The 11,360-nt window shown below is 54.5% G+C and carries 14 protein-coding genes; 13 read left to right on the forward strand and 1 reads right to left on the reverse strand.

Annotated elements, in window-relative coordinates:
* The 7 genes from P40081_RS11970 (at nucleotide 1) to P40081_RS12000 (ending at nucleotide 5,780) form a co-directional block, all read left to right on the forward strand.
* Entirely contained in the window at nucleotides 1–1,209 is a 1,209-nt protein-coding gene (locus P40081_RS11970; RefSeq protein WP_042135660.1) for a GTP-binding protein, read from the forward strand.
* A gap of 379 nt (nucleotides 1,210–1,588) precedes the next feature.
* Complete coding sequence (locus P40081_RS11975; RefSeq protein ID WP_039308718.1) at nucleotides 1,589–2,296, forward strand: metal ABC transporter ATP-binding protein; 708 nt, start codon at nucleotides 1,589–1,591, stop codon at nucleotides 2,294–2,296.
* On the forward strand, nucleotides 2,242–3,081 hold the full coding sequence (locus P40081_RS11980; RefSeq protein ID WP_042135661.1) for a metal ABC transporter permease: 840 nt from the start codon (nucleotides 2,242–2,244) through the stop codon (nucleotides 3,079–3,081). Before P40081_RS11975 ends, P40081_RS11980 begins: the two co-directional genes overlap by 55 nt.
* Nucleotides 3,082–3,102: 21 nt before the next feature.
* On the forward strand, nucleotides 3,103–4,227 hold the full coding sequence (locus P40081_RS11985) for a metal ABC transporter substrate-binding protein (protein WP_231575335.1): 1,125 nt from the start codon (nucleotides 3,103–3,105) through the stop codon (nucleotides 4,225–4,227).
* Nucleotides 4,228–4,251: 24 nt separating this feature from the next.
* Entirely contained in the window at nucleotides 4,252–4,521 is a 270-nt protein-coding gene (gene rpsN, locus P40081_RS11990; RefSeq protein WP_042135662.1) for a 30S ribosomal protein S14, read from the forward strand.
* Nucleotides 4,522–4,674: 153 nt separating this feature from the next.
* Complete coding sequence (locus P40081_RS11995; protein WP_042135664.1) at nucleotides 4,675–5,094, forward strand: DUF6157 family protein; 420 nt, start codon at nucleotides 4,675–4,677, stop codon at nucleotides 5,092–5,094.
* A gap of 62 nt (nucleotides 5,095–5,156) precedes the next feature.
* The gene (locus P40081_RS12000) at nucleotides 5,157–5,780 is read left to right on the forward strand and encodes a class I SAM-dependent methyltransferase (RefSeq protein ID WP_042135665.1); all 624 of its coding nucleotides are present in this window, start codon (nucleotides 5,157–5,159) and stop codon (nucleotides 5,778–5,780) included.
* A gap of 83 nt (nucleotides 5,781–5,863) precedes the next feature.
* Here the strand turns inward: P40081_RS12000 and P40081_RS12005 are convergent, their stop codons facing one another.
* Nucleotides 5,864–6,448 carry a helix-turn-helix domain-containing protein gene (locus tag P40081_RS12005; protein WP_039308727.1) on the reverse strand — a complete coding sequence of 195 codons (585 nt, stop codon included), beginning with the start codon at nucleotides 6,446–6,448 and terminating at the stop codon, nucleotides 5,864–5,866.
* Nucleotides 6,449–6,647: 199 nt separating this feature from the next.
* Between P40081_RS12005 and P40081_RS12010 the strand changes: the two genes are divergently transcribed.
* From P40081_RS12010 to P40081_RS12035, 6 genes are all read left to right on the forward strand, one after another.
* The gene (locus tag P40081_RS12010; protein ID WP_039308729.1) at nucleotides 6,648–6,935 is read left to right on the forward strand and encodes a Dabb family protein; all 288 of its coding nucleotides are present in this window, start codon (nucleotides 6,648–6,650) and stop codon (nucleotides 6,933–6,935) included.
* Between the two features lie 216 nt (nucleotides 6,936–7,151).
* Entirely contained in the window at nucleotides 7,152–7,592 is a 441-nt protein-coding gene (locus P40081_RS12015) for a DUF86 domain-containing protein (RefSeq protein WP_042135666.1), read from the forward strand.
* Between the two features lie 42 nt (nucleotides 7,593–7,634).
* Nucleotides 7,635–8,300 (forward strand): helix-turn-helix transcriptional regulator, encoded by a 666-nt coding sequence (locus P40081_RS12020; protein ID WP_042135667.1) that lies wholly within the window; start codon nucleotides 7,635–7,637, stop codon nucleotides 8,298–8,300.
* Nucleotides 8,301–8,398: 98 nt separating this feature from the next.
* Nucleotides 8,399–8,866 carry a YtxH domain-containing protein gene (locus P40081_RS36335; protein WP_081969923.1) on the forward strand — a complete coding sequence of 156 codons (468 nt, stop codon included), beginning with the start codon at nucleotides 8,399–8,401 and terminating at the stop codon, nucleotides 8,864–8,866.
* Between the two features lie 233 nt (nucleotides 8,867–9,099).
* A complete protein-coding gene (racE, locus tag P40081_RS12030) occupies nucleotides 9,100–9,906 on the forward strand; it encodes a glutamate racemase (RefSeq protein ID WP_039308737.1) in 807 nt (268 codons plus the stop codon).
* Between the two features lie 228 nt (nucleotides 9,907–10,134).
* Entirely contained in the window at nucleotides 10,135–11,343 is a 1,209-nt protein-coding gene (locus P40081_RS12035) for a M14 family metallopeptidase (RefSeq protein WP_042135668.1), read from the forward strand.
* The last annotated feature ends 17 nt before the right edge of the window (nucleotides 11,344–11,360 follow it).

Raw genomic sequence — 11,360 nt, forward strand, 5'->3', positions numbered from 1 at the left:
ATGAAGAGAATTCCTGTTACTGTACTCAGCGGATACCTCGGTTCCGGCAAAACCACACTCCTGAATCACATTCTTCACAACCGCGATGGCCTGAAGGTAGCGGTCATTGTGAATGATATGAGTGAGGTGAACGTGGATGCGGGCCTGGTAAAATCCGGCAATACCCTCTCCCGGACAGAGGAGAAGCTGGTGGAAATGTCCAATGGCTGCATCTGCTGCACGCTTCGCGATGATCTGCTGCGGGAAGTGAATAATCTCGCGTCGGAAGGGCGTTTCGATTATATTCTGATCGAGTCTTCCGGCATCAGCGAGCCGGTTCCGGTAGCCCAGACCTTCACCTATGCGAACCCGGAGCTGGATATTGATCTTACTGAGCTTGCCAGACTGGACACGATGGTTACGGTAGTCGATGCCAACCGTTTCTGGCATGATTTTGCATCGGGGGACAGTCTGCTTGACCGCAATATGACTGCGGGCGATGGCGACTTCCGGGATATCGTTGATCTGCTGATTGACCAGATTGAGACCTGCGATGTGCTGCTGCTGAACAAATGCGATCTCGTGGACGAGCAGGAGCTGAACAAGCTGGAGGCTGTGCTGCGCAGGCTTCAACCGCGCGCGAAGATCATCCGTACGGTTAATGCGGAGGTCGACCCTTCAGAGATCCTGAATACGGGTCTGTTTGATTTCGAGCAGACCAGTCTGTCCTCCGGCTGGATCGCGGAGCTCGGCAAGGAGGAGCATACACCGGAGACGGAAGAATACGGCATCACCTCCTTTGTCTACCGGCGCAGAACGCCGTTCCATCCGCAACGGCTGAGCTTCTTCTTCAGCAACTGGCCGGCTGAGGTAGTCCGGGCCAAAGGTCTGGTATGGCTGGCCGCGCGCGGGGATCTGGCCGCAACCGTCAGCCAGGCGGGACCGTCCATTCAGTTCGGTCCGGCCGGTTATTGGCTGGCGACGATGCCGGAGGACCAGCAGCAGGAGGTGCTGGCCGCCGAGCCGGATGTGAAGGCGAAGTGGGACGGGCAGTGGGGCGACCGGCTGAACGAGATCGTGTTCATCGGCGTCAGCATGAACCGTGCAGACATCGAAGCCCGGCTGGACCGCTGCCTGCTGAGCGCGGAAGAAATGCAGCTGGACTGGAATGAGTTCAACAATCCGCTGCCATGGCCGGCAGACGAGCTGCTTGCTGCCGGGCAGGAATAGAGGGCTGAGGAGGAGCGTGCAGCGGGCGGAAGGTTAGGGTTTAAGAATTGAACTCGGGTGATACAGGGGATTTATATCCGGGTGGAATACAAGACAGGCATCTGGAGTTACGGTGGTATGCAAGAAGAGCATCTAATTTCGCGGAAGAGCCGGAATCGGGACTGTCGGTTCCGGCTTTTTGCTGCCTAGATTACAGTGTTAATCAGTTTGATTACGATTAATTTTCGGTTTTGGGTTTACAGATCGTAATTATTACGATAATATCAATGGAGTCAAAACGTAATTATTACGAATAAATTCAATATCTGCGAATGTTAATAGACTTTGCCGGTGCATTAGCTCCGTCTGAAGTTGAATGAAGAAGGAAGGACGATACGCTATGATTTTGTCATCCATGCGGGATGTTGTGTTCGGCTACGGGAACGAGCCGGTCATTGACCGCTTGTCGCTGGATATTGAAGCCGGGCAGTTCATCGGGATCACCGGCCCCAACGGAGCGGCGAAGACAACGCTGCTCAAGCTTATGCTGGGCCTGCTGAAGCCCTGGAGCGGAACGGTCTCCCTGAACAAGGAGCTTACCGGCGGGGGCGGGCTGGTGATTGGCTATGTGCCGCAGCAAGTTGCCTCCTTCAATGCCGGATTCCCCAGCAAGGTCATCGAGCTGGTCCGTTCCGGCTGCTACTCCAGGCTGGGATTGTTCCGCCGCTTCACGAAGGAACAGGAAGCGCTGGTGGAGAGCAGCCTGCGTCAGGTCGATATGTGGGAGTACCGCAACCGCAGAATCGGCGAGTTGTCCGGCGGGCAGAAGCAGCGGATCTGCATCGCCCGGGCGCTGGCCCAGCAGCCGCAGGTGCTGGTGCTGGATGAGCCGGCAACCGGCATGGATACTGCCAGCCGCAGCGGCTTCTACAAGCTGATGCGGCATTATGTCAGCCAGCATGGCCGCACCGTCATTATGGTTACACATGGCCTGGAAGAGACAAGATCCTATCTGGATACGGTGATCAGCCTGGAACGGCAGGAACAGGAGGGCTGGACATGCTTGGTTACGAATTCATGCAGCGTGCATTTTGGGCAGGAGGCCTGATTGGCATTATTGGTCCGCTGCTTGGCGTATATCTGATGCTGCGCAGGCAGGTGCTGATGGCGGACACCCTGTCCCATGTCTCACTTGCAGGTGTGGCCCTGGGTTCAGTCCTGCAGTGGAACCCGGCCATCAGCGGTTTCGCTGTGGCCGTAGCCGGAGGGCTGGTTATCGAGCAGCTGCGCCGTTCTTACCGTACATACAGTGAGCTTCCGGTAGCTATCATTATGACCTCCGGCCTGGCGCTGGCCGTCGTGCTGATGAGCCTGAAGCAGAACCTGACCAAGAGCTTCAGCTCCTACCTGTTCGGCTCCATCGTTGCCGTGAGTGATACCCAGCTTAAGCTGATTGCCATCGTGGCCGCTGCCGGACTTGTCTACTTCATTGTGCTGCGCCGGCCGCTGTACAACCTGACATTTGACGAGGAAACCGCCAGCATCGGCGGAGTCCATACCGGATTACTGTCCTTCTCGTTCGCCGTTCTTACCGGCATGACCGTTGCCGCAGCCATGCCTGTTGTAGGTGTGCTGCTGGTATCCGCTCTTATTGTGCTCCCGGCATCCATTGCGCTGCGGGTTGCGTCCGGTTTTACCACAGCCATTCTGATTTCAGTCGCTGTCGGCTTGACCGGCGTGTTTAGCGGCTTAACGGCTTCGTATTATATCAACACGCCTCCCGGAGGCACGATTGCACTTATTCTGCTCGTATTTTTGCTAATTGCCATTGCTGTGCAACGGCTGATTACCTTGAAAAACCGCCGCAACATTCATAAATCTACTACCATTTAAGAAAAGGGGTCTCCGAAAAATATGATGAATTCCAAATCAAAGTCCAAATTCAAAATCCGCCACCTTGCTGTCTTGTCTCTCACCGCTACGCTTATTGTCTCCGGCTGCGGAAACAATACTGCAGGCAATGCTGCCTCTACCGGCAGCCCTGCTAACGCCCCGTCCTCTGCGGCTGCAGCTACAACCGTACCTGCGGCGGACAAGCTGAATATTAAGGTCAGCTTCTATCCGATGTATGAATTCACGAAGAATATTACCGGTGAGCTTGCGGATGTGGAAGTGCTGATTCCGGCCGGCACCGAGCCGCATGACTGGGAGCCGACCGCAAAGGATATGGCTGAGATTTCTGATGCGGATGTGCTTGTCTATAACGGAGCCGGTATGGAAGGCTGGGCGCAGCAGGTTGTGGACGGGGCTTCCGGCAGCAAACTGATTACCATTGAAGCCAGTAAAGGGCTGGAAATCATGGAAGGAACGGAAGAGGAAGAGGGACATGACCATGACCATGAGCATGCCCATGAAGAAGGCACAGCGTCCGGAGAGGCTGGTCACGATCACGAACATGACCACGAGGATGAACATGGGGAAGAAGCACATGCCGGAGATGGCCATGATCACGGCGGCCTTGATCCGCATGTGTGGCTCGCCCCGGCTATGGCGATCCAGGAGGTCCGCACGATTGAAGCGGCTTTATCCGCAGCCTCGCCTGAGAATGCAGCAGCCTTCAAAACTAATAGCGAAGCCTATATCGCCAAGCTGCAGCAGCTGGACCAGGAGTTCAAAGACGGGCTGAAGGATACGAAACGTAGGGACTTTATTACCCAGCATGCCGCTTTCGGATACCTGGCCCGTGAATATGGCTTAACTCAAGTGCCTATCGCCGGGTTGTCACCGGAGCAGGAGCCTTCCGCTGCTCAAATGGCAGAGATCGTAGAATTTGCCAAGGCGAATAACGTAAAAACGATCTTTTTCGAGACTCTGGTATCCTCCAGCGTGGCTGACACCATTGCCCAGGAAATTGGAGCGAAGACAGCTGTGCTGAATCCGATTGAAGGACTGACGGAGGAAGACACCAGGAATAATCTGGATTACTTGGGCGTTATGCGTCAGAATCTTGAAGCGCTGAGCGCGGCGCTGAACGAATAAGAAGAAGAGAGGCTGATCCATACAATGGCTAAGAAATCGAAGGTTGTCAAGGAACTGAAGCGGCAGGAGCTGGTGGCGAAATATGCGGACAAACGCAGAGAGCTGAAAGCGGCGGGAGATTATATGGCGCTGCAGAAGCTGCCCCGTGATTCCTCGGCTACCCTTCAAAAAAACCGGTGCACCGTCTCCGGCAGACCACGGGGGTACTTAAGCAAATTCCATGTTTCCCGGATCGTCTTCCGCGAGCTCGCACTCCAGGGACAAATTCCCGGTATCACCAAGTCCAGCTGGTAGACCGTTAACTTCATAGATGCTCTGCCGCAAGACGGCTGATTCTCTGTGATACAGGGGACCAGCCGTCTTGCCATATTCATTGACTTTGCCTGATGCAGCGGAGTGAATTATGATAGAGGAAAAAGATATTCCGCAGCTGAAGGAGGCTTCTAAATGAGCTATACCGATACTTTTATCCGTGTTGCTGAAGATTGTCCGGCAGAAATTGGCATAACCCCGGTCTCGGGACGGCCGCTTCTGCCCGCTCATGTCATTCAATACCAGCTGCTGGCCGGTGCTCCTTACCAATATAACCATGAAGAGCTGCTGTATCAGGTCCATGTACGGCACAAAAGAATTCCCGAAGAAGAGCGGGACGCCCGCCGGGAAGAGATTTGGGCAGAGCTGTTCGCGAAGAATCATCCTTGCCTGCGGGCCTCCATGCTGCCCAAGAAGTACGGCTGGGGAGTCCACTATGATGCAGAAGGCAAAATCGCCTTGTACGCCAAAGAGTCTCCAGAGTACGATTATTATACTTCCAGCGGTGAAGCCGGGGTGAAGCTGCTGAATGCTATGCGCAGTAAGCGCCGCTGAGCAGGGAGCCGGGAGCCAAAAGTACAGCATCACAATTTCCTGGATAGAAAGAAGGAAGCGTTATGTCACAGTATTGGAGTCAGCGGTTTGCCCGGGAGGGGATGATCTGGGGGAGCCGGCCCAGTCCGACTGCCGGGTGGGCCAAACAAAGGTTTATGGAAGACGGGGCGTCTTCCGTCCTGGTTCCGGGTGCCGGTTACGGGCGGAACACCAAAGTGTTTGCCCCCGAATTTACCGTTTACGGAATAGAATTAAGTGAAGCCGCGCTGGAGCTGGCCGCAGAATGGGATCCCGGGACAACCTTTATCGCCGGATCTGCGCTGCAGCCGCAGCTTGAACATCCGGTGGATGCCGTGTATTGCTATGACGTGCTGCATCTATTCCTGGCAGATGACCGCCGCAGGCTGATTGAAGCGTGTCTTGAGCAGGTGCGCTCCGGAGGACTGCTCTATTTCACCAGCTTCTCCGATGAAGATCCCAATTATGGGTGTGGGACGGAGCTTGAACCGGGTACTTATGAATACAAGGCAGATAAGTATGCCCATTTTTTCAGCGACGGCGATTTAAGAGGGCATTTTGCCGGTACTGAAATTCTGGAGACGGGTGCATTTACCGAACCGCTGGAGAGTCCGCAGGGCGGGACCCATGAATACATACTAAGATACATTCTCGCGCGCAAAAAATAAACAGGTGCAGGGAGCGCAGCATCAAGAGGCCCTTCTCCAAACAGGAGGAGGGCCTTATTCAGATGTTTATTCAGGCGGTTACACTAGTGAAGCTCACAATCGGCGAACAGGATATGGCGCGGAATCCGGAAGAAATTCTCGGCTTTCTCCTGCAGCGCCAGCGTAGGCAGATGGCATTGGTGCAGCCACTTGCGGAACGTGCCGGGATGGACACCGATCCAGATGCTGACATCGGTTACCGAGAAGTCATACACCATGCAGAGTCCGGTCAGGATGGCATTGCTTTGCGGTGAACGGGCAATCGTTCTTTTCATGAAACGGGACGGGGTCGGCTGGCACACAATCGGACTCTGCCGCAGAAGAGCTTCATTGAACAAGATATGGGACGGATAACCGAGCAGGCGGCAGACCTTGTCCAGATTGGTTCTGGAGGGAATGCGGCCTTCATACACCCATGCGCTTACGCTGCGCGAGGAAACGGATAGCTCTTCTGCAAGTCTGGAGAGCTTCATGTCCTTAGCCATCAGAATGGCCAGCAGAACGCGGTTGCGGATCTGGCTGCGCTTTGGCCGGCGGAATCTTTTGACACGTACACCTTGTCCAAGATATTTGCGGTTGATCAGAGACCAGGCCTGAATTTTATGTGGTTCTTGCTGATTCTTAGGCATAATTCCTCCGATATACTGAATTAATGAAGTGGTAATTCTTCTAGTTTAGCTGTATATGACTTTAACATTACACCAATGCTTTCGTCCAGATCAAATGCCTCCGTTTCGTGCAGCGCTAAGTTTCTTTCAGTAATGCTGCTGTTTATGATATATTTTTAGTAATCAAATTTATATTAATCAAGAGCTGGGAGCGAGATAGATGATCAAGCATATTGTATTCTTCAAATTAAAGGACCGGTCCCCGGACAAAGTACAAGAGACAGTAGCCGTTCTACGCAACATGGAAGGAAGAATTCCGCAGCTTATCTCTATTGAAGTAGGGGCTGATCTGATTCACTCCGAGCGTTCGTATGATATTGCCCTGGTTACCGTTGTAGCCTCCATGGAAGATTTGCAGGCTTACCAGGTTCATCCGGCCCACAAGGAAGTTATCGCCCACATTAACGAAGTCAAAGATGTTTCTGTGGCTGTGGATTACGAGATTTAGGCAGCAAATGATCTGCAAGGCTGGAACCCATTAAGTACGGAAAGCGGTGACGGTTATGCGTGAGCTTGAGTATCCAATGGAAGCGTTAACGTATCTGGTTGTATTTTTGGCGGCTTGCTTCATTATGCTGTTCTGGCTGAAGCGCCGGGGCAAACGCGGGAAGTAGCGGCAATTATGGAGTGGCAGGACAAATTACTGCAGGGTGGAGGGTCATCTGTGTATTATGTCAACCGTAAGCAAATTGAAACGATACTTGAACAAATCCCTGATCTGAATAACGGTCTCCGGCACGCGGCATCTTCCTGGGATGGCAGTACGATACTTGGTCTTGTACAGGAACGCTGCCTGCATCTGGCGGTAGAAGTGGTTACCGATGTGGGCAGCTGTCTGATCGACGGGTTCATTATGCGGGATGCCGGGAGCTATGAAGATATTATTTCCATTATTCATGAGGAAAAGGTGCTGGGTGACAGCGGGATTTACCCTGATCTGACCTCGCTGGTAGCCCTGCGCAAGCCTCTGGTTCAGGACTATTATGTGTGGGAACGGAAGGCGCTGCATCCGCTGACGCTGGTGCTGCCGGGTGTGCTGGAACAGTTCGCCTCCGAGGTGCGCGGCTATCTGGACCGGGAGCTGGGAATTGAAGTAACGGTGTAATCATAACGTAAAGTATGTAGTCAGACAGAAAGGAGGTCCTTTATGGCGAAGAAGGGTCAGGAAAGCGGTTCGACAAGGCGGATGATTATGACGCTGCTGAAGATGAAAGGGCCGCTGACAATCGGCGCTCTGGCGGAAGAGCTGGGCATTACCGAAATGGGCGTCCGCCGCCATGTGCTTCAACTGGAGCAGGAGTCGCTTGCCAAGACCAAGGTGGTGCGCCAGGCCATGGGACGTCCTATGCATGTATACTCGCTTACCGAGCGGGCGGAAGATCATTTTCCCAAAAGCTATCACAATCTGGCGCTGGAGCTGCTGCGGGAGCTGGATCACGGGAGCGGGCTGGATGCGGTTAATGTGCTTTTTGAAGGCCGCAGGCGGCGTATGCTTGCCCAGTACACCCCTATGATGCAGAACCGCGATCTTGAGCAGCGTGTTGCCGAGCTGTCAGCGATTCAGAATGCCGGAGGGTATATGGCGGAATGGAGTAAGGAAGAGGACGGTTCATATGTGATGCGTGAATTTAACTGTCCCATCCGCCAGGTCGCTACCCAGTACCGCAAGGCCTGCCAGTGCGAGCAGCATTTGTTCGAGGAATTGCTGGATGCGAAGGTTACCCGCAGTGAATGTATGGCGGAAGGCGGCCAATGCTGCCGTTATGCAATCACACCGAACAAAAAGGAGAAAACTTCGGAAATCTCCAAATGATCAGTCACAGGACAAACTCTCTATGCTTATGATATACCAGAACTAGGCGATCGCCCGGGCGGCCGGGCAGAGGCACTTTGAATCCAAAGGAGAGATTGATGATGAAAAAGGATACCAAAAGCTTGCTCTGGGGTGTGCTTGCCGGCAGTGTGGTCGGAACGGTGACAGCATTGCTGTTCGCGCCTAAACCGGGTAAGGAGCTCCGTAAGGATATTGCCGAAGGAACGACGGAAGCAGTCGATAAGGTCCAGGAAATCGCTGTTCAGGCCAGTGAGAAGACTACAGAGATCTACGGCAAGGCTAAAGAAGCTGTAGTTTCGGTCGTCAGTGAAGTCAAAGAATGGAGCAAAGCCGTCACAGATACAGTTGAAGAAGCTAAGACGGCTACCGTAAGCGGAATTGCTGAAGAGGCTGTGGAAGCCTCAGAAGCGGATGAAGTTGCTGAAATTGCTGAGGCTGTGCTGGAAGAGGAAGCCATTGAAGCTGAGATCGAAGCTGAATCAGACACGGATATTGCTGTAGCTGAAGAGGTTGTTGACGGCAAAAGTGAAGGCGAGCTTTCCTAAGCTTACCAAACAATAGAGGAGCCGCTTTCCGCAGACTGGCGGGAGGCGGCTTTTGCCGTTCCTGTCCCTCCCCAGGTCGGGCCTGTTCCGGCCCGGGGCTGTGCCTGATGAATCCCTTACTTGAACTAAGCCGGTAAATGGGGTATTATCTGCAATTGGGGCTGAAATCCTGGTACACTTTATTCCGGCCTTACATAAGCTACACAAAACAAGTTAAAGGATGCGGTGTGTTCGTGCAGCAAGCAATAGCTATATTAGACTCAGGTGTGGGAGGATTGACCGTTGTCAAGGAAGTGATGCGACAGCTCCCCAGGGAGAAAATCATCTATTTCGGCGATACGGCGAGAGCTCCGTACGGCCCCCGTTCGACTGAGGAAGTGAAATTGTTCACTGAACAAATCGTGGACTACTTAATTCAATTTAATCCTAAAATGATTGTTATTGCCTGCAATACGGCAACAGCGGCAGCTCTTGATTATATCTCCGCCAAGGTAGCCATTCCTGTGATCGGAGTCATTCACCCCGGTGCCCGCGCAGCCATCAGCGCTTCCAAGAATGGCCAGGTCGGCGTCATCGGTACCATCGGTACGATCAAAAGCGGTGCATATACGGCGGCGCTGAAGCAGCTGTCACCGTTCGTGCAGGTGGTCAGCCAGGCCTGCCCGGCGCTTGTCCCCTTTGTAGAACAGGGATTGTTCCGCTCGGAGGAGAGTCACCTTGCCGTAGCAGAGTCGCTGAACGGCATCAAATACGAGCCGATTGATACTCTGATTCTGGGCTGTACCCATTATCCGTTCCTGGTCGAGCCGATCGGTAAAGTAATGGGGCCGGGAGTCAAGCTGATCAGCTCGGCAGACGAGACGGCGCGGGAGATCAGCACCATTCTGTATGACAAAGGCCAGCTGGCGCGCGGGGATGAAAGCCCGATCCACCAATTCTTCTGCAGCGGCGATGCAGAGATGTTCCAGCGGATCGCCCGGGACTGGCTTGGCGAGCAGATTAGCCGTACCCCTGTAGTATGGCAGGTATCCTCGATGTAGGCTGGGATGCTCTCTGTGGTGAATTGAATAGGGACAAACCCCCAGGCATCACGGGGCGGATGTTACAAGCCGGGAGCGGGATTCCCGGCTTTTTGTATGTTCAAATCTTTCATGACATGGAGCTGCTGCTCATATACTAGGCTAGGGCTGTGTCCCGCCTGTATTCGCGGAGAGACCCGGACAGGCTGGAGGGGACGGCGGCTCAAGAGGGCCGGGAGGATGAGACATATGCAGCAATATATTGCCCGCAGGGGAGATACCGTAAGCCGTATAGCCGCAAGACAAGGACTGACACCGGAGCATGTCATTCAAGGGAATCCATGGGCTGGAAGCCAGCCTTATTTATATCCGGGGCAGGTGCTGTTCCTGCCGTCTGCTCCGCGTAAGCGTTATGCGGTGCAGGAAGGGGACGATGCACACAGCATCGCTTCCCTGTTCGGTGTGGGAATTGACGAACTGGAAATGCTGAATCCGGGAGTAAGCTCGGGGCGCATATGCATACCGGGCAAGGTGCTTGTGATTCCGGCCGCAGCCCGCCGTGAGGAAGTCTATCTGCGCGGTGAATACGGACCGGCTGACCTGGAGGCGGATACCGCCAGGCTCGCGGGCAAATATCCTTTTGTCAGCACTGAAGCCATCGGCACCAGCGTGCTCGGCAAGCCAATCACTCTGCTGCGGATCGGCAGCGGCGCACGGCATCTGCATGTGAATGGCGCGCTGCATGCAAACGAATGGCTTACAGCGCCTGCTCTGATGCGCTTCATTGAAGAATACGCAGCAGCTTTTGCTTCAGGCAGCGCGTGGCATGGCCATCAGCCGGCGGACTGGCACCGGGACTGGACGCTATGGGCGGTGCCGATGGCGAATCCCGATGGTGTCGAGCTGGTGCAGGAAGGTGTGCTGCCGGACCATCCTTATTACGATGCGCTGATGAAATGGAACAGCGGCAGGCGCAGCTTCCGCCACTGGAAGGCCAACATCCGCGGCGTGGATCTTGGCGATCAGTTCCCTGCCCACTGGGAAGAGGAACGCGACCGGCGGCAGGTTCCCGGTCCGGCTCCGCGGGATTACAGCGGGCATGCGCCGCTCTGTGAGCCGGAGGCAGCGGCGCTGGCGGCTCTGACCGAGCGGATTCCCGGCGATGCGGCCGTATCCCTGCACAGCCAGGGTGCAGAGATTTACTGGAACTACCGGGGCTACGAGCCGCCGGAGAGTAAGCGGTGGGCAGCGGGGCTTGCGGCGGTGAGCGGCTACCGGGCCGTCGAGCTGACCGGCAGCGATGCCGGATACAAGGACTGGTTCATCCAGCGCTTCCGCAAGCCGGGATTCACGGTAGAGCTGGGCATAGGCAAGAATCCGCTGCCTGCGGCTGATTTTGAGGATATGGCCCTGGAGACCGGACTCATACTCGGGGCGATACTCTCAAATTTGAAATAATAATGAAACAATGTCTG

The organism is Paenibacillus sp. FSL P4-0081, assembly GCF_000758565.1.
Classification (GTDB): Bacteria; Bacillota; Bacilli; order Paenibacillales; family Paenibacillaceae; genus Paenibacillus_AQ; species Paenibacillus_AQ phytohabitans.